The organism is Rhizobium sp. NZLR1 (assembly GCF_017357385.1).
Lineage (GTDB): Bacteria > Pseudomonadota > Alphaproteobacteria > Rhizobiales > Rhizobiaceae > Rhizobium.
This window is the reverse complement of sequence record NZ_CP071632.1, coordinates 292,068-315,739: the sequence shown is the minus strand read 5'-3', so window position 1 is coordinate 315,739 and position 23,672 is coordinate 292,068. Positions and strand designations below refer to the sequence as shown.

Below are 23,672 nucleotides of genomic sequence, written 5' to 3'. Positions count from 1 at the left end.
AAGGCGGGCCGCTTCGATAACGGAGCGGCCCGAACCCTGAAATGTCGCATGCCCCGGCCCGCCGATTGATCGCCAGCGCAGTGCTCTGCGCCACGCTTGCCGGTTTTTCCGCAGCACTTGCCGCCGGTTTCGATCTGCCGGCGAAACGCATCGACCTTTCCGAAGCCGATCTCAAGCGCGTCGCCGACGTGACGCGGCCGACCAAGGATTTTTCGAAGGCCGAGCAATACGAAGCGATGCAGGCGGGTGCTACGACTTCGATCGACCCGGTCACCGAAGACAGCTTCTCGCATATTTCGGCCAACATCCCCTTCGAGGAAGAGCAGAATTTCAGGCTCGGCAATTCGCTCTTCCGCAAGCTCTGGGTTTCCGCTCCCTCCTCGACGCAGGCCTCCGATGGCCTTGGGCCGCTTTTCAACGCCCGCTCCTGCATCAGTTGCCATGTCAATGACGGCCGCGGCAAACCGCCGGAGGGTGGCCCAAGTGCTGTCTCGATGCTGCTGCGGCTTTCGCGAGCAGCCGCAACGCCGGACGAGGAAAAGGCGATCGCGGGAGCTGACGTCGTCAACTTCCCCGATCCGGTTTATGGCCATCAGCTGCAGGACTTTGCCGTTCCCGGCCTTGCTGCCGAAGGCCGGATGGCAATCAACTATGATGAAGAGAAGGTGACGCTCGGCGATGGCGAGACCGTATCGCTGCGCCGGCCGCATTATGCGGTGACGAACCTTGCCTATGGATCGCTCGATCAGGCGACGACAATTTCGCCGCGTGTCGCCTCGGCCATGATCGGCCTTGGGCTGATCGAGGCGATTCCCGAGGCCGATATCCTTGCCCATGCCGACCCAGACGATGCCGATGGCGACGGCATCTCCGGCAAGGCGGCGATGGTGCGCGACCACCGCAGCGGCGAGGTTACACTCGGCCGGTTCGGCTGGAAGGCGCAGAACGCCACGGTGCGCGACCAGAGTGCCGATGCCTTTGCCAGCGATATCGGCATCTCGACATCCGATCAGCCGAATGCGCAGGGCGATTGCACCAAGGCGGAAGAGAAATGCCTTGATATGCCGACCGGCGTACAGAAACGGCTGGGGGCGCAAGAGGCACCGGATCCCATTCTCGACCTAGTGACCTTCTATTCCGAAAACCTTGCCGTTCCGGCCCGCCGCAAGGCGAGCTTTCCCGAGACGCTGAAGGGCAAGCGGATCTTCTACGACAGCGGCTGCATTTCCTGCCATGTGCCGAAATTCGTCACCCGCAGGGATTCGCCCGACAAGGCGCAATCCTTCCAGCTGATCTGGCCCTATTCCGACTTTCTTCTGCACGATATGGGCGACGGGCTTGCCGACGGGCAGCAGGTCGGTCTTGCAAGCGGACGTGAATGGCGCACACCACCGCTATGGGGTATAGGACTGACCCGGACGGTCAGCGGACACAGCTTTTTCCTGCATGACGGCCGTGCAAGGGATCTCACCGAGGCGATCCTCTGGCATGGCGGCGAAGCTGAAAAGGCCCGCAACGCTTTCTCCTCCCGGTCAAAAGACGACAGGGCGGCCCTGATTACATTCCTGGAGTCACTTTGATGCGCCTTTGGCACCCCCTGCTCTGCCTCACTCTGATCGGCCTGGCCACATCGGCGGTCGCCCAGACCGCCGCCACCCCTCCGGCAGGGCTGAACGAGGATGCCGTTCCGGCGGTCATGCAGCGCGCCGTCGACGAAGTCATCCGCCCCGGTTATCGCAACATGCAGCAATCGGCCGCCCGGCTGACGACGGCGATGAAGGATCTCTGCGACGACGGCACGCAGCAGACGCTCGACAAGGCCAAATCCACATTTGACGACACCATCCGCTACTGGTCGATCATCGAGATCGTCCAGACCGGGCCTGTCATCCAGGACAATCTCTTCGAGCACATCCTGTTTTACCCCGACCGCAAGGGCGTCGGCCTGAAGCAGGTGCAGGCGCTGATCGCCAAGGCCGATCCGAAGGATGCGGCGGTCGATGCGATCGCCGGCAAGAGCGTTGCGCTGCAGGGCCTGACGGCGCTGGAATACGTGCTTTACGGCAATGGCGCCGACGATCTCGTCAAGCAGAAGGGCGGCTTCCGCTGCCTTTACGGCCAGGCGGTTGCCGGAAACATCCAGCGTGAGGCCGGCGAAGTCGTCGCCGCCTGGGAAAAGCCCGACGGCGTGCAGGCGAGCTGGAAACATCCAGGCCCGCAGAGCAACGATTTCATGGACAACAAGGAAGCGGTGACCGCGCTGCTCGGCATTCTCGTCCACGGCGCGGAGAATGTCCGCGACCAGCGGCTCGAACAGTTCTACAAGGGCAAGGACACCGCACCGCGCCCGCGCATGGCGATCTACTGGCGCTCGAAAAACACCTGGAAATCGATGGCCGCCAATCTGGAGGGACTGCGCACGCTCTGGCAGAAGGCCGGCATGGCCGAACTTCTGCCGCCGGACAAACAGCCGATCGCCGCCTCAATCGACGAGGATTTCAAATCGCTGCTCGACAGCGTGCCGAAACTCAATCCCGACATCGATGCCGCCTTAAGCGATGCGGAGAAGGCCAAGCTCGATACGCTGCTGGCCGAGAGCCGCGATCTGATCACCCGGATCAGCGACGAATATGGCGCCGCCATCGGCCTTTCGGCCGGCTTTTCCTTTTCGGACGGGGACTGAACCAATGATGCGAAGTGCTGCGATGAACCGACGCGACTTCGTCAAGGCGGCCGGGCTCGGCTTCCTCGCCACCCTGGCACCGAAATCGCTGATGGCCCTGGAGCGGGCGGACGCGGTCTATGCCTCGGGCATTCGTGCGGCCGACGGCTCCTTTGCCGTCGCGACTGTGACAGAGCGCGGCGAGGTCATCGATCAGGTCAAGCTTCCCGCCCGGGCTCACGGCATGGCCTTCAGTGCCGCCACCGGCAGGACCGTCGCCTTCGCCCGCCGGCCGGGCACCTATGCGATGATTTTCGATCCGCGAAATAAGGCCGAACCGATTGTCATCAGCTCGCGGGAAGACCGGCATTTCTACGGCCACGGCGCCTTCTCCGCCGATGGTCGTTTGCTCTACGCCAGCGAGAACGACTTCGACGGCAATCGCGGCATGATCGGCCTCTACGACGCCACCGACCGCTTCACCCGCATCGGCGAATTCGAGACCTACGGCATCGGCCCGCACGACATGACGGTCTCCGACGACGGACGTCTTCTGATCGTCGCCAATGGCGGCATCGAGACGCATCCGGATTTCGGCCGCACCAAGCTCAATCTCGGGGAGATGCAGCCGTCGCTGGTGCTGATCGATGCCGCGACCGGTGCTCTGGTCGAAAAACATGTGCTGCCGGCGGAATGGGCAGAACTCTCCACCCGCCACATCGATCTCGATGACAGGGGCCGCATCTGGTTTGCCTGCCAGTACGAGGGTCACCGCAAGGATTTGCCGCCGCTCGTCGGCCATTTCACCAAGGGCGAGGACCTTACCTTCATCGACCTGCCGGAGCAGACGACGCGCAGGCTCGCCAATTACGTCGGAGCGATTGCCGTCAATCGCAGTGAGGGCCTCGTCGGTATCACCTCGCCGAAGGGCGGCGCCTCGGTGACCCTCGACGCAAGGACGGGCAAGGTGCTCGCCGAAACCAGCATTCCGGATGCGGCCGGCATCGCGCCGGCAAAGAGCGGCTTTGCCGTCTCCTCCTATGATGGCGATTTCCTGTCGACCCGCAGCGACGTCGCCTGGGATCAGCACATCGTTCGGATCTGAACCAGCGACGTAGAGCGTGATCTCGCGCGAAAACCGCTCACACATCAGGGCGACATGCATCAACCGTCGCGCACATAGGCCTTCTGCTCGGCGCTGATGCTCGAGGCCGCGGCCCTTGCCGCCTCATGCAGCCATTCGTTTCCGCGTGTCTTGATATCCCGAAGGATCACGGCGACCGCTGCCGCATCGTTGGAATGGCAATTGGCGATCTCGAAGCCCATCAGCTCGAGCATCGTCGGCGAAAGCAGGATTTCGGGGTGCCGGTCGATTTCGATCTTGCAGCTGTTCGGCGAGATCCGGCGTACGAGGATGCGGCCGGAAACCCGGTAATGCGGATCGACGCACCGCATCCGCCCGTCGGCGATCTCGCCCGCATGGATCGCCACGTCCTGTGGTCTGTGGCGAAGCGACCAGGCGGACGGCAGCAGCGCCTTGGCCTCTCGCAGCACCGGTCCGCCCTGCCATTCGGCATAGGCGACGAAACGCGGCCGGCCGAGGCTGCCGGTGCCGCCGCTGCGTGGCTTCGCCACGAAGCTGCCTGAGCCGAGCGGCAGTGCATCTGCGAGCGCCTTGACATAGGCGGAGGGCGGAGGCTCGCTGCCGGGAAGCAGCATTTCATATTTCTCCCAGAATTCCCGACGTTCGGAATTCGGCAGCATCAGCGCCTTGCGCAGCCATTTGTGATCGCGCTCGAGGATGACGGGCAGCGGATTTTCAAGGCCCCTGCAATAGCCGCTCAGGATCAATTCGCCGATCATCCGAACCGAGGGACCATCGTCGCCGCGCGCCAGCACAGCGCTGGCCGCAAGGCGAACGAGATCCAGCGTATAGGGCATCACCGCCGCATCGTCGAAATCATTGACGCCCCAGACGAGCCGGCCCTCGCCATCGCGCCAGGTGCCGAAATTTTCCAGATGGGTATCGCCGATCGCCAGCACCTCGGGCGCGCGGGCGAGTTCCGGGCAGATATCGAGGATAGTCTCGCACCAGCGCCAATAGGTGGCGCGCAGGAAGACGAAGCCGCCGCTTCGCATCTTCTCGTGCTTCTCCCGGAGATCGTCCGCGACGAGATCGGCCCCGAGTTCGCCGGCCAGCCAAGTCTCGAAATTCCGGACCGATTGCGATATCGTCGTCATGCGCCGGCGCTCCATCCTTTCGAGATCCGACGCGGAGAATACGCGCTGGGCGCGAAGCTGCAATCGTCTTCGCACCGGCTTGCAGGGTGACGGAAAGGCGAACGGTGGCCCCGGCGACACGGCCGCAGCTTTCCATCGCCGCTGAGACCGATTTCAGCAATGTGCAGCTTGTCGAATCCGGCCCACCATGCCACTTTCGCCGCTGCAAGAGGGGCAGCCATGAGTGAGACTGACAGGGGCGATTTCCGCGCGCGAATCCGCCGCAATTTTGCGCGGCAGGCGGCGATGGAGACGATCGGCGCAGAGCTGACGCGCGTCGAGCATGGCGTCGTCGAAATCGAGCTTCCCTTCGACGTCAAACTGACACAGCAGCACGGCATCCTGCACGCAGGCATCATTTCCGCAGCGCTCGATTCGGCTTGCGGCTTTGCCGCCTATAGCGTCATCGACCCCGAAGCTTCGATTCTGACGATCGAGTTCAAGGTCAATCTCATGTCGCCGGGGCGTGGCGATCGTTTCCTGTTTCGCGGGGAAATCACCAAACCCGGCTCCACCATCATCGTCGCCGACGGGCGAGGCTATGCGATCAGCGACGGGCCGGCAAAGCTCATCGCCTCGATGACCGGAACGATGATGGTGATCCGCGGTAGAGAAGGAATTACGGGATGAAGTTCGAGCTGAAGTCGGTCGCGGGAAAGTCCATGCTTTTCGTCATGGCGGCAGAGGCCGAATACGGCCCCTTCCTGCGTTCGCGCATCGAACCTCTGATGACCGGCGTCGGCCCTGTCGAGGCGGCGGTCGCGCTGACCAAGACGCTGGCGCGGCTGGATGCGGCCGACGACCTGCCCGATCTCGTCGTTTCCCTCGGCTCGGCCGGCTCCGCGAAACTGGAGCAGACGGAAATTTATCAGGTAACCTCGGTTTCTTATCGCGACATGGACGCCTCGCCGCTCGGCTTCGAAAAGGGCAGGACACCCTTTCTCGACCTGCCGGCGGTGCTCGAACTGCCGCTGCGCATCCCGGGCATTCCGGAAGCAAGCCTTTCCACCGGCGGCAACGTGATCTCAGGCGCGGCCTATACCGATATCGACGCCGACATGGTAGACATGGAAACCTTTGCGGTGCTGCGCGCCTGCCAGGGCTACAAGCTGCCGCTGATCGGCCTGCGCGGCATTTCCGACGGCGCGGTCGAACTGCAGCACATCTCGGGCTGGACCGAATATCTGCACATCGTCGACCGCAAGCTCTCCTACGGCGTCGACAGCCTGTTCACGGCGCTGGAGGACGGAGTTTTCTGGTTCTGAGCCCTAAAAGCCGCGCGTCTTTTCAGACGCGCGAGGGACAATCGGAACAATAAAAACCAATGCCGCCGATTTCCCGGATTGCAAGGCGAAGCGCTTTTCATTAAAGCCTCGCCATGACCCAGACAGCACATCCCGACTCCGTTCTCATCGTCGATTTCGGCAGCCAGGTGACCCAGCTCATCGCACGACGCGTGCGCGAGGCCGGCGTCTATTGCGAGATCGTTCCCTTTCAATCGGCCGAAGAGGGCTTCAAGCGCCTGCAGCCGAAGGCCGTGTTCCTCTCCGGCAGCCCGGCTTCGACGGTGGACGAGGGATCGCCGCGAGCGCCTCAGATCATCTTCGACAGCGGCCTGCCGGTCTTTGGCATCTGCTATGGCCAGCAGACGATGTGCATGCAGCTCGGCGGCAAGGTCGAGAGCGGCCATCACCGCGAATTCGGCCGCGCCTTCCTGGAGGTAAACAAGGACTGCCAGCTGTTCGAGGGCCTCTGGTCCTCCGGTTCGCGCCACCAGGTGTGGATGAGCCATGGCGACCGCGTCACCGCGCTGCCTGAGGGTTTCGAGGTGGTCGCCACCTCCTCCAACGCGCCCTACGCCTTCATCGCTGACGAGAAGCGCAAATATTACGGCGTGCAGTTCCATCCCGAGGTCGTGCATACGCCCGACGGCGCCAAGCTGATTGGTAATTTCATCCACAACATCGCCGGCCTCAAGGGCGACTGGTCGATGTCGGCCTATCGCCAGAAGGCAGTCGATGAGATCCGCAAGCAGGTGGGCGGCAAGCGCGTCATCTGCGCCCTTTCGGGCGGCGTCGACAGCTCAGTCGCGGCGCTGTTGATCCACGAGGCGGTCGGCGACCAGCTGACCTGCATCCTCGTCGACCACGGCCTGATGCGCAAGGACGAGGCGGCCGGCGTCGTCGCCATGTTCCGCGAGCACTACAATTTGCATCTGCTGCATGTCGACGCTTCCGACCGTTTCATCGGCGAGCTCGAAGGCGTCAGCGACCCGGAAACCAAGCGCAAGATCATCGGCCGGCTGTTCATCGAGACCTTCGAGGAAGAGGCAAAGAAACTCGGCGGCGCCGATTTCCTCGGCCAGGGCACGCTCTATCCCGACGTGATCGAAAGCGTTTCCTTCACCGGCGGCCCGTCGGTGACCATCAAGTCGCACCACAATGTCGGCGGCCTGCCGGATCGCATGAAGATGCAGCTCGTCGAGCCGCTGCGCGAACTGTTCAAGGACGAGGTGCGGGCGCTCGGTCGCGAACTCGGCCTGCCCGACAGCTTCATCGGCCGCCACCCCTTCCCCGGCCCCGGCCTTGCGATCCGCTGCCCAGGCGGCATCAGCCGCGAAAAGCTGGAGATCCTGCGCGAGGCCGATGCGATCTATCTCGACGAAATCCGCAAGGCCGGCCTCTACGACGCCATCTGGCAGGCCTTCGCCGTGCTGCTTCCGGTCCAGACCGTCGGCGTCATGGGCGACGGACGTACCTACGAATTCGTCTGCGCGTTGCGCGCCGTCACCTCGGTCGACGGCATGACGGCGGACTTCTACCACTACGACATGGAATTCCTCGGCCGCGCCGCGACCCGCATCATCAACGAGGTGCGCGGCATCAACCGCGTGGTTTATGATGTGACATCGAAGCCGCCTGGCACGATCGAGTGGGAATGAAGGGCTGAGTTGATCCAACTCGCCCAGCCCGCTAAATTGCTTCGGGGAAACGGGACGACTTCTCCATGACAGCCAACAATCGTATTGTCCTCTCTAGCGACCACACGGCCATTCAGCTCCGACAGGCCATTGCCGCCCATATCGCGGCACATGGCTGGGTGGTGGTCGACATCGGACCGACGACGCCGGAAAGCACCCACTATCCCAAACACGGCGAGCGGCGGCGCGGCTCGTCGCCTCTGGTGATTGCCGGTTTGGCATCATCCTATGCGGCACCGGCCAGGGCATCATGATGGCAGCGAATAAGGTAGACACTCGCCGGCGAAATAGCAGCCAAGGGCGGCAGCGTGCGGCTGCGAAAGCTTGATGTCACCGACCGTTCCCAAGTGGCGGCCTTTGCGGGTTTTGCCAGGTCCGAATTCGGCCGGTTGGACGTTATCGTCAACAATGCCGGCGTCATGCCGCTCTCGCCGCTTGCGGCCCTCAAGGTCGACGAGTGGGACCGGATGGTCGACGTCAACATCAAGGGTGTGCTCTACGACATCGCCGCTGCGCTTCCGATCATGAAGGCGCAGGGATCCGGACAGATCATCAACCTGGCTTCGATCGGCGGCCACGCCGTTTCCCCAACGGCCGCGGTCTATTGCGCGACGAAATTCGCGGTGCGGGCGATCTCGGACGGGTTGCGGCAGGAGACAGATCGCATCCGGGTGACGGTCATCTCCCCCGGCACCACGACATCGGAACTGGCCGGCACGATTACCGATCCGACCGCGCGGAACGCCATGAGGGTTTTCAGGGCGGTCACGATCAGCCCCGAGGCTATCGCCAATTCGATCCTCTATGCCGTCAGCCAGCCTGACGATGTCGATGTCAGCGAGATCATCGTCCGGCCAACGGCCAGCCCGCATTGAGCAGCCGGCATCCCGGCTGAGACCGCCCCGCCGCCTAAAACCCCAGCGATTGCTGGGCGGGCGGCGGCGGGCCGAGCTGGACGCCTTCAAGCTCCAGCATGCGGGTCTTCGATGACGAGCCGCCGGGAGCCGAGAAACCGCCGATTTTGCCGCCGGCGGCCAGCACCCGGTGGCAGGGGATGATCAATGCGACCGGGTTCTTCGCCATCGCCTGGCCGACGTCGCGCGCGACTTCCGGCCCGGCGCCAAGCTCTTTCGCCAGCGCGCCGTAGGTGGTCGTATGGCCCCAGCCGACACGCCTTGCCGCCGCGTAAATATCCCTGAAGAGGGCATCCTGCCCGGCAAGATCGAGTTCGACGTCGGAAAAATCCGTTTCCTCGCCCTGGAAATAGCGCTTCACGGCGGCGACCGTTTCGAGCACATCAGGCGTCGGCGCGCCGGGCTCGGCACCCGGCAGGCGGCGCAGTAAGAGCCGCTCGGTCGCTTCCGCGGTTTTCGTCGGCAGCTGGAAGCGGGCGATGCCGGCGTCGCTCCAGGCGATGCCGCAGAAACCAGCCGCGGTTTCGAAGATGAGATAGTGATGGATCGTCTGGGCCATGACACAGCCTCCGCGTTTTCGATTACCACCAAAATCGTACGGAACGGCCGCTGTTTCAACCCGATTCTTGCGCATCTCGTTCTTTTTTTGTTCTTGATATTCTACCTTGCCGGCGTATCTTTCACCTCTTTTTTGGAGCGCGAGGCGGTCATGACGACCTGACAGGCCATGAACCAGATTTCCTTCGATTTCGACCATGGTCAAAATCGACGCGGGCAGGCGTGTGAAAGCCGGAACGGCGGCCACAGGCTTTTCTTTGCGCTCCGCCCGCCTGCGATCGTCGAACGGCAAGCGGCTTCGATCGCCGACGACTATTGCAAGACCTTCTCCCTTTCCGCAAAGCCGCGGCTGACGACCCTGCATGTGAGCGTTATCGGCATCGGCGACTATGAAGTGTTGCCGGAGGACGTGATCTTTGCGGCCCGGCAGGCCGCCGCTACAGTCGAGGGCGCGCCGATCGCCGTCACCTTCGACAGGATCATGAGCTTCAAGCGGGAAGGCAAGGCGCGGCCTCTGGTGCTCTGCAGCAAAGACGGGCTGATGCCGCTCATGCGACTGCATGTCCAGCTTGGTGTCGGCCTGCACAATACCGGATTGCGTGACAATATCGATCGCAATTTCACGGCGCATATGACGCTGCTCTATGACCGCAAAGCAGTGCCGCCGACGAGCCTCGACCAACCGGTTTCGTGGACGGCGCGGGAATTCCTGCTCATTCACAGCGTTCTTGGAAAAACCGAACACCACATCATCGATCGCTGGCCGCTGCTTGGCTGACGGCAATGGCATCTCCGGACCAAGGCTTGCGCTTCCGCGATTTCCGCGCATAAAGCTGAACAACCGTCGGGATGGCAAACGGAGAACGAAGACAGCATGGATGTTTCAGAGATCATCATCCCAGGAGATACGCCGGGAACGGAGTGGCGGCTGCCGGTGCTGCGCTTTGCGGGCCACGATCCGAAGGCGCCGAAGATCTATATCCAGGCCGCACTGCATGCCGGGGAACTGCCGGGAACGGTGCTCCTGCATTTCCTCTGCGAGCGGCTGCGGCAGGCGGAAAGCGAAGGCGGGATCGTCGGCGACATCACCATCGTGCCGCAGGCCAATCCGATCGGTGCAGCGCAATCGCATTTCGGCGACCTGCAGGGTCGTTTCGACCTTGGCTCACGCACCAATTTCAACCGGGATTTTCCGCTGATCTCCCTTGCCGATCGGGCCACGCTGATCGAAGACCTCGATGATTATCCGGCTACCGACAGGCTGAAACGACAGCTCTTGCATATGGCGCTTGGCGCCGATCTCGTCCTCGACCTGCATTGCGACGACGAATCCCTGCAATATGCCTATATCGACGAAGCCTTCTGGCCGGAGGCGGCCGATCTTGCCGCTGCACTCGATATGGAGGCCGCGCTGCTTTCGGATGGCGAAAGCTCGGCCTTCGAAGAGGCGGTCGGTTTTGCCTGGAAATATGAGGTTTCCGGCGAGCGCCAATCGCGGCTGCCGGGCAGGCTTTCGGTCACCGTCGAGCTGCGCGGCAAACGCGACGTCGATCCGGTGCTGGCTGAGAAGGATGCGGAGGGGCTGTGGCGGTTCCTTGCGGCACGGGGGATCGTCAGTGAGGTGAAGGCTGAGGCAAAGGCGTTTTCCGGTCCGGCCGTGCCGCTCGACAATGTCGAGATCATTCGCGCTCCTGAAGGTGGGGCCGTGCTCTTGCATCGCGCCATCGGCGACAGGGTTGTGGAAGGCGAGCTCCTGGCGACGATTGTCACCCGCCCGGGTCAGCCGGGTGGCAGCATCGAACTCTGCGCCCCGCAAGACGGGTTGATCCTGACCCGAACGTCCGACCGGCTGGTACGGCGGCGCGGCGACCTGATGAAGATTGTCTGCGACAGTCCCAGCGACGCCTTGCGCAAGGCCGGCACGCTGGAGAATTGAGCCGAGCCGGATCCCGGCGAGCGCCGGGATAAAGTGTCGCGGGCATTTGCGCCGGTCTTCTTGCATGGTATCTCGCAGCGATCACAGGGAATCGATCGGGCATGACCGTCACCATCTATGGTATCAAGAATTGCGACACGATGAAGAAGGCCCGCAGCTGGCTGGAAGAACACGGCGTTGCCTATGCGTTTCACGATTACAAGGCGCTCGGCATCGACCGCGCCCATCTTGATGCCTGGATCGATCAGGCCGGGCTCGATACCGTGCTCAACCGCGCCGGCACCACCTTCCGCAAACTGGCTGATGCAGAGCGGGAGAACCTCAGCTGGGAGAAGGCGATCCAACTGATGCTCGACCAGCCGTCGATGATCAAACGGCCGGTGCTGGAGGCCAGCGGCAAGTTGCTGATCGGCTTCAAGCCGGCGATTTACGCCTGTGCATTTGCAGGCTGAACGACAGGCAACAACTCCCGAGCTAGAGATGTCCAAGACCACGCGCGCGACACAGGTTCTTTCCCAGGCAGGCGTCGCCTTCACGGTCCATGCCTATGACTACGACCCGGGCGCCGAGCGCGTCGGCCTGCAGGCGGCGGAAGCCCTTGGCGAAGCGCCGCACCGGGTGCTGAAGACGTTGATGGCGGAGGTGGACGGCAAGCCGGTCTGCGTCGTCGTGCCGTCGGACCGCGAAGTCAGCATGAAGAAGCTTGCGAGCGCCTTTCACGGCAAATCGGCCAATATGATGAAGCCGGCCGATGCCGAGCGGCTGACGGGTTATCATGTCGGCGGCATCAGCCCCTTCGGCCAGAAGAAATCCATGCCGACGGCGATCGAGGAAACCGCCCTGGCCGAACCGCTCGTCTATATCAATGGCGGCCAACGCGGACTGCAGGTGCGGCTCGATCCAAAGGATGCGTTGAAGGCCTTGAAAGCGGTCGGCGTATCGTTGATCGCCTGATCAAAGGAAACGAGCCAGTAAAGCTGTTATGGTATTTGCCTCGGTCTCGGCAAGCTTGCAGCCCATATGGGTTTCGATCGACCTAGCATAGACCGCCCACATGCGCTCTCGCAGCTGCAGCCCGGCATCGGTGATCACGACCCAGCGGCCGCGCGCATCCTCGTCGAAGGTCTCGCGGTGGACCAAGCCCTCCCTTTCCAGCCGGTCTACCAGACGGGAGAGATTATATTGGGCAAGCAGTGTCCGTTCTTCGATCTCATAGGGACGCAATCGCCCGCCCTTTGCCCTCGCCAGCTCCCAAAGCACGTCGTACCAGGAAAGCGTCGGCATTTTCGCCGCCTTGAAATCGATTTCGATCGCCGCAAGCAGACGATCGCGGGCGCGCATGATGTGTATCCATGCGCTGGTCGCGGCTTCGCTCGGCGTCGGGGACTTATCGGACATAGATGCAGTTACATTTAACTTGAACGCCGGCGCAATCGCTATTATATGCATTTGCATCTATCATCGTTATTGATATTTTCAGCCGCGGCGTGCGGCATCAGGAGAGCGCCATGAGCAAGCTTACATTGATCAGCCACCACCTCTGCCCCTATGTGCAGCGCGCCGCGATCGTGCTTCTCGAAAAGGGCGTGCCGTTCGAGCGCATCAACATCGATCTTGCCAACAAGCCGGACTGGTTCCTGAAAATCTCGCCGCTCGGCAAGGTGCCGCTGCTGCGGATCGAACAAATGGATGGCAGCGAGGCCGTGCTGTTCGAAAGCAGCGTCATCTGCGAATATCTGGAGGAAACGCAGGTGGGAACTGCGCTGCATCCGGCCGATCCGCTGACCCGCGCCCGTCATCGCGGCTGGATGGAATTCGGCACGTCCGTGCTGTCCGATCTCTGGGGTTATGAAACGGCGCAGGATGAACTGCAGCTGGAGGCCAAGCGCAAGGCGCTCATCGCAAAATTCACGACGCTCGAGGGCGCGCTGGGCGACGGGGCCTATTTTCCCGGCAGTGGCTTCAGCCTCGTCGACGCCGTCTTCGCGCCTGTGTTTCGTTATTTCGATCTCTTCGACACGCTCGGCGACAGCGGCATTTTCGACGGGCTCGAGCGGGTAAAGCGCTGGCGCAAGGCGCTGTCAGAGCGCGCGAGTGTCCGAGCCGCCGTTGGCGAGGATTACCCCGAGCGACTGACGGATTTCCTCAACAAACACAACTCGATCCTGCTTAGGCAGCCTGCCGCCGCCTGAGCGCGCAAGTGGCCGGGTGTCGATCCGGCCGCTGGCAATTCGGTAGCGGCGCGCTTCATTTTCGCCGCAAACGGGTCTAAGTCTGCCAGCCTTGAGAACGTCGATGACAAAAGGCAGGTTGAACCATGACTTTCATGCCCCAGAGCCAGAACACCATTGATCCCGTCAAGCTGGAGAAGCTTGCGAAAGTTGCCGTCAAGGTCGGGCTGCAGCTGCAGAAGGGTCAGGATCTGGTGATTACCGCGCCGGTGGTGGCGCTGCCGCTCGTTCGCCTGATCACCAAACACGCCTATCAGGCCGGCGCCGGCCTGGTCACCGCCTTCTATTCCGACGAGGAAACGACGCTTTCGCGCTATCAGCATGGCAGCGACGAGAGCTTCGACCGCGCCTCCGGCTGGCTCTACGAGGGCATGGCCAAGGCCTATGCCAACGGGGCGGCCCGGCTGGCGATCGCCGGCGACAATCCTTTGCTGCTTTCCGAACAGGATGCCGACAAGGTCGGCCGCGCCAATCGCGCCACATCAACCGCCTACAAGCCGGCGCTGGAAAAGATCTCGAATTTCGACATCAACTGGAACATCGTCTCCTATCCCAATCCATCCTGGGCCAAGGTGGTCTTCCCCGACGATCCCGAGCCGATCGCCATCGCCAAGCTCGCCAAGGCGATCTTTGCCGCCTCGCGCGTCGATGTCAGCGATCCGGTCGCCGCCTGGGCCGAGCACAATGCGAATCTCGCCAAGCGCTCCGCCTGGCTGAACGGCGAGCGCTTCGCCTCGCTGCATTTCCAGGGACCGGGCACCGACCTGATGGTCGGGCTTGCCGACGGGCATGAATGGCATGGAGGCGCGTCCACCGCCAAAAACGGCATTACCTGCAATCCCAACATCCCGACCGAGGAAGTCTTCACCACGCCGCATGCGCTACGCGTCGAAGGCCATGTTTCCAGCACCAAGCCACTTTCGCACCAGGGCACGCTGATCGACAATATCCAGGTGCGCTTCGAAGGCGGCCGCATCGTCGAGGCCATGGCCTCGCGCGGTGAAAAGGTCTTGAACAAGGTGCTCGATACCGACGAGGGTGCGCGCCGGCTCGGCGAAGTGGCGCTGGTGCCGCATTCCTCGCCGATCTCGGCCAGCGGTATCCTGTTCTACAACACGCTGTTCGACGAGAACGCCTCGTGCCACATCGCGCTCGGCCAGTGCTATTCCAAGTGCTTCCTTGACGGCGCAACACTGAGCCAGGAGCAGATCAAGGCGCAGGGCGGCAATTCCAGCTTGATCCATATCGACTGGATGATCGGCTCTGATAAGGTCGATATCGACGGCGTCAAGCCCGATGGCTCGCGGGTTCCGGTGATGCGGCAGGGCGAATGGGCCTGACCGGCATCATTATGCGCTGACTGAGCCAGACGCTGGCAAGCACCATGGCGAGGCCGGCGATCTGCGCCGGCGCCAGGCTCTGGCCGAGCGCCAGCCAGCCGAGTAGGGTCGCGACCAGCGGGCTCAGAAAGCCAAGCGAAGAGACTGCCGAGGGTTCGATGCGCGACAGGCCGCGAAACCACAGCAAATAGGTAAAGGCAGCGCCGATCAGGCCGAGATAGGCGATGCCGGCAATGTTTGCGAGGCTCGGTGCCGGCAGCGCCGGTTCGAGGCAAAGCGCAAAGGGCACCAGCAGGATGCCGCCTGCCGTCAATTGCCAGGCGGTGAAGGTGAGGTTCGAGACCGGCGGCGCCCAGCGCCGTGTCAGCACCGTGCCGAAGGCCATCGAGACGGCGCCGGCGAGACCGGCGGCGACCCCTACGGGATCGAGCCCCGCCGTCGGCGTCAACACCAGCAACCCGACGCCGGCCATGCCGGCAAGACCGGCCAACACGGCGAGCGGCCGGACCGGCTTGCCGAGAAAAAGCCGCGACAGCGCGATGACGATCAGCGGCTGCACCGCGCCGACCGTTGCGGCAACGCCGCCCGGCAGCCGGTAGGCGGAGACGAAGAGCATCGCCCAGAAGAACGAGAAGTTCAGCGCGCCGAGAACGAAGGTCCTTCCCCACCAGATGCCGGACGGCAGCTTTCTCACCAGCAGCAGAAGCAGCAGGCCGGCCGGCAGCGCCCGCAGCATCGCCACCGTCAGCGGATACCCGGCCGGCAGCAATGCGGTGGTGACGATGTAGGTGCTGCCCCAGATGGCGGGTGCAAGTGCGGTCATCGCAAGATCGGTGGCATCGCCAGAATTTATCTTCATCTCAAGAATCTCTATTTCAAGACAAATCCATCCTATCGGTTCTTATCTTGACGTCAAGATAATGAATGCTATCGGTGGATGATGAGCGAAGACGGCAAGATCGACCATGTCGACAAGATCCTGGCGCAATGGCGACGCGAGCGGCCGGATCTCGACGTCGAACCGATGGGCATCCTCGGGCGCCTGAAGCGCCTCGGCACCCATCTCGGCCGCGAGGTAGAGGCGGTGCTGCTGAAGCAGGGGCTTTCGTCCTCCGCCTTCGACGTGCTGGCGACGCTTCGCCGCGCCGGTGCGCCCCACCGGCTTTCGCCGGGCGAGCTCCTCGAGATGACCATGGTCAGCTCCGGCACGATGACGAACCGCATCGACCAGCTGGAAAAAGCGGGCCTCGTCGAGCGGATCCTCAATCCCGACGACCGCAGGAGCGTGCTCATCGCGCTGACGGAAAAGGGACTTGCGACGGTCGAGACCGCTGTCGACGCCCATGTCGCCAATCAGCACCGGCTGTCGAAAAACCTGAGCGCTGCCGAGAAGGCGGACCTCGACAGGCTGTTGCGGAAGCTGCTTGCGGATTTCGAGTAATTTTCGCACGCTTGCCGGTGATGATGAACACTGCGGTTATGCCATGCAGCATTCCGGGGCCTGCTTCGAAGGCTCAGAGATGGCGGCATTCGGGGAGAAATCCTGCCGCTCTTGCCGCATTGCTTCTGCAATCATATCGGCATCCTCATTGCTGATGCCGAACAGACCGAAACGGAGCTGATAACCCCAATTGGGGCCGACCTGCGTGAAGGCGAGCCGGCCGAGCAGCGGCCGGATCAAGGTTTCCTCCGCAGGCCGCCAATCGACATCCCGCCGCCAGGGCCTGAAACCGCTTTCCAACTCCACCTGGTAAGGCGCGCCATCGTGTGCCAGACCGATCGCGGTGAAAGCTTGCAGGCGGTCCTTGCCGCCAAAGACGACAGTGGGCGAGTAGTAGATCACACGATCCCCAGGCGTGATTCGCCTGAGGGGTGACGCCTTGCCGTGACAGACCTGCATGAAACCGGCTTGACGGCCGATGCGGACATGCGCTGCGGAAGCGACGGCGATCCAGGCATTGGCCATGGCTCAAACCGCCTCGGACACGGTATAGACCCGCAGGCGATGCCCATCGGGATCGGCCGCGACGAAGCTTCGGCCGAAGTCAAGATCGGTCGGCGCCATGACGATGTTGGCGCCCTTGGCCTGCCAATCGGCATGGGTCGCATCGACCTTGCCGGCCGTGGAAACCTTGAACCCTATCTCGTTGCCGCCGCCGGCTGCCGCCGGCGAGGGCTCCACACCGGCTTTGCCCCAGAGACCGAGCCCCAGGCCGGACGGCAAGATAAACATGGCGAAGGTTGCACTTGTCTCTACGGGCTCCTGCCCAAGCAGCGTGGTGTAGAAGCGGGCGCTGGTCGGGGCGTCGGTCACGTAGAGAAGAATGCTGTTTTTGTCGGTCATAAGGATCTCCTGTCGTTGGTTGGACGTTATGACCTTATGAAATGATACTGCCAGAAACTGGCAGTATCATTTGTCTCCTTGCGATATTCCCTGACCCTCCCGCCACTGTTTCAGCAGTGCCTGCCTGCGCTTGGGATAGCGGGCGTCGAGCGCTTCCGCATGGGCAATTCGATCCGTGCGAAAAGAACGGAAATCCTGGCGGAGTTCGCACCAGCCGAGGAGCACACGCACCTGATCGAAAAAGGCCAGCGCAAACGGCCATACCACACGCTCCGACCCGACGCCGGCTCCATCGCGATAGGACAGGGAAAGCTTGCGTTCGGTGCGGATCGCCTTGCGCAGAAGGGCCGGATCGACGGAGTCGACAGGAATGCCGACGCCAGGTCCCACCAGAAGCGCAGAGGCGTCCAGCTCGTCACGCAGCTCGGTCGGCAACACGGCGGCGATCCGTGCCAGCGCATTTCGCGCCGCATCGCGCAGATGACCGTCGGCTCTGTCCGCCACCCACCGGGAGCCGAGCACAAGCGCTTCTATCTCTTCCGGCGGAAACATCAGCGGCGGCAGGAGAAATCCCGGTTTCAAGACATAACCAACGCCCGGCTCACCCTCGATCGCGGCGCCCTGGGCCTGAAGGCTGGCGATATCGCGATAAAGGGTGCGGATACTGACGCCGATTTCGTCGGCCAGCACCACGCCACTCACCGGCCGACGGTGGCGGCGCAGCACCTGGAGAAGATCGAGGAGGCGTTCTGAACGGGACATGCAGACAAACTATACATTCTTGCCACTGCCAGATAGTGGCAGGATCAGACTGCGCGTTTTACTCAAATTGCTAGAAAAGACTTCCCTGCTTCGATGGACCGCCGGCTTCCGGCTTGGCAGGCCGCCTCTTCAGCGAGGTTGGCGGCATGCCGCCTTCGGTGGTCACCGCGCCGATGCGGCCGTCGGAAAATTCGATCGAGACCGCCGCACCTGCCGAAAGAGCTGTGGCCTCAGAGACCGGCCTGTCCTCGTCGTCGCGGATCACCGCGTAACCGCGCTTCAGCACATTCTTGTAGGAGAGCGACTGCAGCACGCGGTCCTGCGCCGCAAGCGCGGCTTTTGCCCGAATCAGCCGATGGGATGTCGCGGTATCGGCGTGCCTGACGAGATTGGCGAGATGGTCGACGGCGCGGCCGGTCTGCGCCTGCAGGCGGGCGGGCAGTGTGGCGAAGACCGCCTCGGAACGGTCGACCCGCGATTTCGAACGGTCGATCAGCCGCTCGACCATGCGCTCGGCCCGCCCGATCCGCTCGTTCAGCGTCTGGCGGCGCTCGGCGATGCGGCCGGAGAGCAGATCAGGGCGCAAATGCGCGGCCACGCGCTCGAAGCCGCGACGCTTGTTGATGGTGTTGAGCTCCAGCCCGCGCCCGAGGCCGGCCGCCGCCTCGTCGAAACGCCGGCGCGGCAAGGCGAGAAGCTGATCGAGCGACGGCAATGCCCGCATCAGCGCCCGGACGGACTGGCGGCGCTGATCCATCTGCCGGTTCATGCAGCCCTGCAGCCGCGCGGCAAGGGCGGCGGCCTGGGCCTCGAGCTCCGCCTTGACCGGCACCGCCATTTCCGCAGCCCCTGTCGGCGTCGGCGCACGGACATCGGCGGCATAGTCGATCAGCGTCCAGTCGGTCTCATGACCGACGGCCGAGATCAGCGGGATCCGGCTTTCGGCCGCAGCACGCACGACGATTTCGTCGTTGAAGCTCCAGAGATCTTCGAGGCTGCCGCCGCCGCGCGCGACGATCAGCACGTCGGGGCGGGGAATGGCGCCGGCCGGCTCCAGCGCGTTGAAGCCGCGAATGGCGTTCGCCACCTCCTCGCCGGACCCCTCGCCCTGAACCTTCACCGGCCAGACGAGGACATGCACGGGAAAACGATCGGAGATGCGGTGAAGAATATCGCGGATTACCGCACCGGTCGGCGAGGTGACGACGCCGATCACCCTTGGCATGAAGGGCAGCCGCTTCTTGCGGGCGGCATCGAACAGGCCCTCGGCGCCAAGCTTGCGCTTGCGCTCCTCGATCAGCGCCATCAGCGCGCCGGCGCCGGCCGGTTCCAGCGTCTCGATGACGATCTGATATTTCGAAGAGCCGGGAAAGGTGGTGACCTTGCCGGTGGCAATGACCTCCATGCCTTCTTCCGGGCGGAATTTCAGCCGCGAGAAGGTGCCCTTCCAGATGACGGCATCGATGCGGGCACGGTCGTCCTTCAGCGCGAAATAGGCATGGCCGGAGGAGTGTGGGCCACGATAGCCGGAGATCTCGCCGCGCACGCGGACCTGGTCGAAGGTGGTTTCGACGGTGCGCTTGATCGAGCCGGAAAGCTCCGAAACCGAATATTCGGCAAGGTTGGTCGGCGAATCGCTGTCGAAGACGTTGCTCATCCCTTCTTTCTATGTCCATCGGCGGCAAACTGGAAGGTCGCGGTCATCGCCGAGATCTGTTTTCCGGGATGTCGAGGTCGTTGGCGGCGGGCGCACGCTACGCCACGCATGCTCACCATGCGGCCGTGGCAGCTTGGCGGATGAACAACGAAATCGGGTAAATCCGTTTGGTTGCGGAACGTATAGTTAGAATGCGCGTTATAGACGAAAGGAGTTGCTAACCACCGCAATACAAAGGCTTTTCGGCGGTGGCCGCCGGTAAATCTTTGTTAGTTGGCGCTTCCTATGCTTCCCCTCGTTATCTCTGGGAAGGTGCTGAAATGATTATTCTCACAGCAGCAGCATTGGGCATCAGCGCCGGGCAAACCCGCTCGGCTGCCGCAATCGCGCTGGTCGCCGCGCTGATAGGAATAACGTTCGCGGTGGCGGCGATAACCTCGCCCGGACCAGTGTCGATCCTGGCGTTCGTCTATGCCGTGCTCGGCTTTAATGGCGGCCTCATGCTCTTTGTTCTCGGGCTCTTTGCCAATGCGCGTCTTCGTCGCGCGACACGTGTTTCCCACTAAATTTTTTACCGAAAGCTGCCGGCGTCAGTTCGCCACCGGCCGATAGCGAAAGAACTGAACGCCCACCTCCGCTGCCTTCGGAAGCGGCTCCAGATAAGGCGGGATATTGCCCTTGCCGAGCTCGGCATAAAGGCCATCCGGTTTCAGCTTGGCAATCTCGCGCGTCTGCGGGTCATTGGGGCAGAAGCCAAGCACCGTCACCCCCGCGCCCTTCAGGAAGGCTTCCGCCTCCTGCGGCTCCGCCAGGCCGATATGCAGTTCCGTCAGCATGCCGCCCTGATTGCGATGATATGGCGCCGAAAGAACCCGGTTTTTCGTAAAGCGAAGGATCGGAACGCCCATCTGCGACGGTGCTGAGATCAGCCCGTCCGGCAGCCCGGCAAGCGGCGCCAGTGCCTCTTTCGAGGTACAGGAAAGCACCTTTGCCGCCGCCGCCTTCTTCTGCGCGCCATTGTCCATCTGCAGCGAGACAAGTCCGCCGGCGACCGCCCAGGCCGCCGGAACGCTGGCGAGCACCGTCACGATATAGACGAAGGCGGCGGCAACATTGTCGCTGTCGCTGTTGGAGATCCGCCTGATATCGATGATCAGCAGCGCAAGCGGCAGAATGGAGAGCAGGTTTGAGAACGTCGCGCCGCGCACCTGGACCAGCGCGATCGCCCAGCTGGTGGCGAGCAGGAAGAGCAGCACCAGATGGATCTGCATGCGGTCGCGCCGAACGATACGGAAGATGCAGACGGCCATGCCGAACAGGCCGGCCGCATAGAAGGCACCGATCGAGAAGGGATCGGTGCGCGCGAGCACGAAGGCCGACTGCGCTTCCGACACGTTCCTCAGCCAGAGTTCGACCAGCATCGGATCGAGACCGGCCAGCGGATCACTCAGGCATTGCGGCGCAATCACCATCGCCGAACCGAGAACGCCGGCACCGACGAGGCCAAGCGCGGCAAAGCGCAGGGAGCGACGCAGGCGGCTGGCAAAGACTGCCGAAAACAGCATCAGCCCGCCGCCGATCGCCGCCAGGCTGTAATAACCGAGCGAGAGATTGTCGCAGGTAACCATCGAATAGAGCCGGGGCGGCACCGTTGCGACAAAGAGGATGCTGATGGCAATCGCCAGCGCCAGGCCGAAGGCCCCCGCGGCAACAGCGAAAATCTGCCCCTCCCATGCCCAGAGCAAAGCGACGGTCAGACAGACGGCGGCGACGAAAGGCGTCGTCTCGGCGCCGATGGCGATGGCGACCGCTGCGGCGATGCCGGCGACCGCATAGCTCCAGCCGCGGCGCTGCGGATCCAGAAGCATCGCCACCATCGTCGCGACAAGTCCCAGCTGCGCATTGTGATGATCGATGGCGCCCGGCGCGAAACGGCTGCCGGTGTAAATCGCAAGGCCGGTCATGGCGAGACTGAGATGCATGCCGGCAACACCGCCGATACGCCGTCCGGCAACGGCCATGGCGAGCATGGCGGGCAGGACGAGCGATACCGGCCAGACGGCGAGCGCCAGCGCCTCGGCGGTCTCGTGGGGCGCAAACAGGCCGAAGAACCAGATCAGCGAAGCGATCGGCAAATCGATCAGCCTCGACCAGTGCATCAGCGTGCCGCCCTCGAGGCCGAGGCGGTATTGCATCAGATCGAACCAGCCTTGCCCGGCGAGAAGATCGCGAACCTCGATGAGACGCATTCCGTCGTCATTGTCGGGACCGACGTAATCGGTAGCGTTGGAGAGCTTGGTGACAAGGAGGATAGAGGCGAGGATGACGCTATAGATAATGACGGTTGGCCAGAGGCGCATGAGCAACCTGCTCAGCCCTCCCCTTGGAGCAGTGGTCACGGAGGAGGCATTGGCGATCGGCTGCACAGCGTTCATCGTGGTTAGCGCTTCGTTTCAGATGGCCGAAGCTTAGCGATCGCCGATCAAGAAAGTGTAAAGCCGTTTGCGGAAGTGCCGATTTTGCCTGCGTCATAGGGTCTTATTAACGGCGGGTGATTTAGGCTGAGTGCGGCTTTCAGTGTAACGAGTAGAGTCATGGCCCGATCGCGTACCGATAATCCCAATATTGCCGTCCTGCTTCCCTGTTATAATGAAGCCGCGACGATCGGCGCGGTCGTGCGGGGTTTCCGCGCGACGCTGCCGGATGCTGCGATCCACGTCTACGACAATAATTCCACCGACGGCACCGCGCTGCAGGCGATGCTTGCCGGCGCGCATGTCGTGCGCGAGCGACGCCAAGGCAAGGGCCACGTCGTACGCCGCATGTTCGCCGACATCGACGCCGATATCTACATCATCGCCGACGGCGACGGCACTTACGCGCCTAGCGATGCCGAAGAGCTGGTGCGCACACTGCTGACCGAGCGCGCCGACATGGTTGTGGGAACCCGGCGCGGCGTTCGTGCCGATGCCGGCCGTCAAGGCCATGCGCTCGGCAACCGGCTTTTCAACCTGCTCTACCGGACGATCTTCGGCCCCGACTTCACCGATATCTTTTCCGGCTACCGCGCTTTCTCGCGCCGCTTCGTCAAGAGCTTCCCAGCGGTATCGGGCGGCTTCGAAATCGAAACCGAGATGTCCGTGCATGCCTCGCGGCTGAAGCTTCCGGTCAGCGAACTCGAACTCGACTATGGCCGCCGGCCGGAAGGCTCGCACTCGAAGCTTTCGACATTTCGCGACGGCGCCAAGATCCTCTGGATGTTCGCGATGCTGATGAAGGAAACCCGGCCCTTCGCCTTCTTCAGCGCGATCAGTGCCATCTTCATGCTGACGAGCCTCGGCTTCATGGCGCCGGTGCTGGCGGAATATTTCCAGACGGGTCTCGTCAGCCGCATGCCGACCTGGGTGCTGTCGACAGCGCTGATGATGATCTCCTTCATGCTTTTTACCGCCGGCGTCATCCTGGATTCGGTTGCCCGCGCCCGCGCCGAACAGCTTCGTATCCATTATATGAGCCTGGAAACGCCGAGCGCCGTCAAAGCGCCGCTCGGCGAAGCAGGGCCGGTATCGCGCGCCCGCGCCCGCAAGGCGGATGCGGCATGAGAAAGCTCATCCGTTTCGCGATCGCGGGCGGCATCGGCTTCCTCGTCGATGCCGGCGTGCTGTCGGCGCTGCTGCATCTGACGCCGCTCGGGCCGTTTCTGGCGCGGCTCGTGGCGATCGCGGCTGCAATGGCGGTGACCTGGATTTTCAATCGGAGCTTCACCTTCGACCGGTCCAGCCGGTCGCTGGCCGCCGAAGGCTTCCGCTATGGCTCGGTCGGGGTAACGGCAGCGCTCGTCAATTACGGGCTTTATTCCGCACTTCTGCTTTCGCTGCCGGCACTTCAGCCGCTTGCGGCCATGGTGGTCGCCAGCATCGCCTCGATGGTCTTCAGCTTCTTCGGCTATTCGCGCTTCGTCTTCCGCGCCGAATGATTAGAGCGCCGCGCGTCACTGGACGCGCAAAG

At 62.9% G+C, this 23,672-nt stretch carries 25 protein-coding genes and 2 pseudogenes; 18 read left to right on the top strand and 9 right to left on the bottom strand.

Annotation, left to right across the window (positions count from 1 at the left end; genetic code table 11):
• Window positions 1-41: 41 nt before the first annotated feature.
• Genes J3O30_RS01585 through J3O30_RS01575 form a run of 3 tightly spaced genes read left to right on the top strand, consistent with a single transcriptional unit; the run spans window position 42 to window position 3,767 of the window.
• Window positions 42-1,580 carry a di-heme oxidoredictase family protein gene (locus J3O30_RS01585; RefSeq protein WP_207582575.1) on the top strand — a complete coding sequence of 513 codons (1,539 nt, stop codon included), beginning with the start codon at window positions 42-44 and terminating at the stop codon, window positions 1,578-1,580.
• Window positions 1,580-2,683: an imelysin family protein gene (locus J3O30_RS01580; RefSeq protein WP_207582574.1), complete on the top strand. Its 1,104-nt coding sequence runs from the start codon at window positions 1,580-1,582 to the stop codon at window positions 2,681-2,683. Before J3O30_RS01585 ends, J3O30_RS01580 begins: the two co-directional genes overlap by 1 nt.
• Before the next feature lie 4 nt (window positions 2,684-2,687).
• Window positions 2,688-3,767, top strand: a complete 1,080-nt coding sequence (locus J3O30_RS01575) for a DUF1513 domain-containing protein (RefSeq protein ID WP_207582573.1) — start codon at window positions 2,688-2,690, stop codon at window positions 3,765-3,767.
• A gap of 59 nt (window positions 3,768-3,826) precedes the next feature.
• Here the strand turns inward: J3O30_RS01575 and J3O30_RS01570 are convergent, their stop codons facing one another.
• A complete protein-coding gene (locus J3O30_RS01570; protein ID WP_207582572.1) occupies window positions 3,827-4,903 on the bottom strand; it encodes a DUF2252 family protein in 1,077 nt (358 codons plus the stop codon).
• 219 nt (window positions 4,904-5,122) lie between these two features.
• Between J3O30_RS01570 and J3O30_RS01565 the strand changes: the two genes are divergently transcribed.
• The 5 genes and pseudogenes from J3O30_RS01565 to J3O30_RS01545 all read left to right on the top strand — a co-directional run.
• Window positions 5,123-5,572: a PaaI family thioesterase gene (locus tag J3O30_RS01565; RefSeq protein ID WP_003544704.1), complete on the top strand. Its 450-nt coding sequence runs from the start codon at window positions 5,123-5,125 to the stop codon at window positions 5,570-5,572.
• A complete protein-coding gene (locus J3O30_RS01560) occupies window positions 5,569-6,207 on the top strand; it encodes a 5'-methylthioadenosine/S-adenosylhomocysteine nucleosidase (RefSeq protein WP_207582571.1) in 639 nt (212 codons plus the stop codon). The genes J3O30_RS01565 and J3O30_RS01560 overlap by 4 nt, the downstream gene beginning before the upstream one ends.
• A gap of 113 nt (window positions 6,208-6,320) precedes the next feature.
• Window positions 6,321-7,883, top strand: coding sequence for a glutamine-hydrolyzing GMP synthase (gene guaA / locus J3O30_RS01555; protein ID WP_207582570.1), 1,563 nt, complete (start codon window positions 6,321-6,323; stop codon window positions 7,881-7,883).
• 65 nt (window positions 7,884-7,948) lie between these two features.
• Window positions 7,949-8,193, top strand: a pseudogene (locus tag J3O30_RS01550) (RpiB/LacA/LacB family sugar-phosphate isomerase); the annotation flags it as partial.
• A gap of 4 nt (window positions 8,194-8,197) precedes the next feature.
• Window positions 8,198-8,797, top strand: a pseudogene (locus J3O30_RS01545) (SDR family oxidoreductase); the annotation flags it as partial.
• A 34-nt stretch (window positions 8,798-8,831) separates the two neighbouring features.
• On the opposite strand, the gene J3O30_RS01540 reads toward J3O30_RS01545, so the two are convergent.
• Window positions 8,832-9,395, bottom strand: coding sequence for a methylated-DNA--[protein]-cysteine S-methyltransferase (locus J3O30_RS01540; protein WP_207582569.1), 564 nt, complete (start codon window positions 9,393-9,395; stop codon window positions 8,832-8,834).
• A gap of 168 nt (window positions 9,396-9,563) precedes the next feature.
• Here J3O30_RS01540 and J3O30_RS01535 point away from each other — a divergent pair, with 168 nt between their 5' ends.
• From J3O30_RS01535 to ybaK, 4 genes are all read left to right on the top strand, one after another.
• Complete coding sequence (locus J3O30_RS01535) at window positions 9,564-10,172, top strand: 2'-5' RNA ligase family protein (protein WP_207582568.1); 609 nt, start codon at window positions 9,564-9,566, stop codon at window positions 10,170-10,172.
• A gap of 96 nt (window positions 10,173-10,268) precedes the next feature.
• The gene (locus tag J3O30_RS01530) at window positions 10,269-11,330 is read left to right on the top strand and encodes a succinylglutamate desuccinylase/aspartoacylase family protein (RefSeq protein WP_207582567.1); all 1,062 of its coding nucleotides are present in this window, start codon (window positions 10,269-10,271) and stop codon (window positions 11,328-11,330) included.
• A 101-nt stretch (window positions 11,331-11,431) separates the two neighbouring features.
• The gene (locus J3O30_RS01525; protein ID WP_207582566.1) at window positions 11,432-11,782 is read left to right on the top strand and encodes an ArsC family reductase; all 351 of its coding nucleotides are present in this window, start codon (window positions 11,432-11,434) and stop codon (window positions 11,780-11,782) included.
• Between the two features lie 28 nt (window positions 11,783-11,810).
• Window positions 11,811-12,284 (top strand): Cys-tRNA(Pro) deacylase, encoded by a 474-nt coding sequence (gene ybaK / locus J3O30_RS01520; protein ID WP_207582565.1) that lies wholly within the window; start codon window positions 11,811-11,813, stop codon window positions 12,282-12,284.
• Here ybaK and J3O30_RS01515 read toward each other — a convergent pair whose 3' ends face one another.
• The gene (locus J3O30_RS01515) at window positions 12,285-12,728 is read right to left on the bottom strand and encodes a helix-turn-helix domain-containing protein (protein WP_207582564.1); all 444 of its coding nucleotides are present in this window, start codon (window positions 12,726-12,728) and stop codon (window positions 12,285-12,287) included. It lies immediately after the preceding gene.
• A gap of 110 nt (window positions 12,729-12,838) precedes the next feature.
• On the opposite strand from J3O30_RS01515, the gene J3O30_RS01510 reads away from it, so the two are divergent.
• A complete protein-coding gene (locus tag J3O30_RS01510; protein WP_207582563.1) occupies window positions 12,839-13,522 on the top strand; it encodes a glutathione S-transferase family protein in 684 nt (227 codons plus the stop codon).
• Window positions 13,523-13,647: 125 nt separating this feature from the next.
• Window positions 13,648-14,901: an aminopeptidase gene (locus J3O30_RS01505; protein ID WP_207582562.1), complete on the top strand. Its 1,254-nt coding sequence runs from the start codon at window positions 13,648-13,650 to the stop codon at window positions 14,899-14,901.
• Here the strand turns inward: J3O30_RS01505 and J3O30_RS01500 are convergent.
• Window positions 14,849-15,760 (bottom strand): EamA family transporter, encoded by a 912-nt coding sequence (locus J3O30_RS01500; RefSeq protein ID WP_207582561.1) that lies wholly within the window; start codon window positions 15,758-15,760, stop codon window positions 14,849-14,851. The two genes, J3O30_RS01505 and J3O30_RS01500, sit on opposite strands and share 53 nt — an antisense overlap.
• A gap of 81 nt (window positions 15,761-15,841) precedes the next feature.
• Here J3O30_RS01500 and J3O30_RS01495 point away from each other — a divergent pair, with 81 nt between their 5' ends.
• Window positions 15,842-16,342 (top strand): MarR family transcriptional regulator, encoded by a 501-nt coding sequence (locus J3O30_RS01495; protein WP_207584238.1) that lies wholly within the window; start codon window positions 15,842-15,844, stop codon window positions 16,340-16,342.
• Between the two features lie 36 nt (window positions 16,343-16,378).
• Here the strand turns inward: J3O30_RS01495 and J3O30_RS01490 are convergent, their stop codons facing one another.
• From J3O30_RS01490 to xseA, 4 genes are all read right to left on the bottom strand, one after another.
• Complete coding sequence (locus J3O30_RS01490) at window positions 16,379-16,867, bottom strand: EVE domain-containing protein (RefSeq protein WP_207582560.1); 489 nt, start codon at window positions 16,865-16,867, stop codon at window positions 16,379-16,381.
• Window positions 16,868-16,870: 3 nt separating this feature from the next.
• The gene (locus J3O30_RS01485; protein WP_207582559.1) at window positions 16,871-17,245 is read right to left on the bottom strand and encodes a VOC family protein; all 375 of its coding nucleotides are present in this window, start codon (window positions 17,243-17,245) and stop codon (window positions 16,871-16,873) included.
• 66 nt (window positions 17,246-17,311) lie between these two features.
• A complete protein-coding gene (locus tag J3O30_RS01480) occupies window positions 17,312-18,007 on the bottom strand; it encodes a YafY family protein (protein WP_207582558.1) in 696 nt (231 codons plus the stop codon).
• A 70-nt stretch (window positions 18,008-18,077) separates the two neighbouring features.
• Window positions 18,078-19,664 (bottom strand): exodeoxyribonuclease VII large subunit, encoded by a 1,587-nt coding sequence (xseA, locus tag J3O30_RS01475; protein WP_207582557.1) that lies wholly within the window; start codon window positions 19,662-19,664, stop codon window positions 18,078-18,080.
• A gap of 320 nt (window positions 19,665-19,984) precedes the next feature.
• Here xseA and J3O30_RS01470 point away from each other — a divergent pair, with 320 nt between their 5' ends.
• Entirely contained in the window at window positions 19,985-20,230 is a 246-nt protein-coding gene (locus J3O30_RS01470; protein WP_207584237.1) for a hypothetical protein, read from the top strand.
• Between the two features lie 24 nt (window positions 20,231-20,254).
• Here J3O30_RS01470 and J3O30_RS01465 read toward each other — a convergent pair whose 3' ends face one another.
• Entirely contained in the window at window positions 20,255-22,099 is a 1,845-nt protein-coding gene (locus J3O30_RS01465; RefSeq protein WP_207582556.1) for a hypothetical protein, read from the bottom strand.
• 159 nt (window positions 22,100-22,258) lie between these two features.
• On the opposite strand from J3O30_RS01465, the gene J3O30_RS01460 reads away from it, so the two are divergent.
• On the top strand, window positions 22,259-23,266 hold the full coding sequence (locus J3O30_RS01460) for a glycosyltransferase (protein ID WP_207582555.1): 1,008 nt from the start codon (window positions 22,259-22,261) through the stop codon (window positions 23,264-23,266).
• Window positions 23,263-23,640, top strand: a complete 378-nt coding sequence (locus J3O30_RS01455) for a GtrA family protein (protein ID WP_207582554.1) — start codon at window positions 23,263-23,265, stop codon at window positions 23,638-23,640. The genes J3O30_RS01460 and J3O30_RS01455 overlap by 4 nt, the downstream gene beginning before the upstream one ends.
• Window positions 23,641-23,672 lie beyond the last annotated feature (32 nt).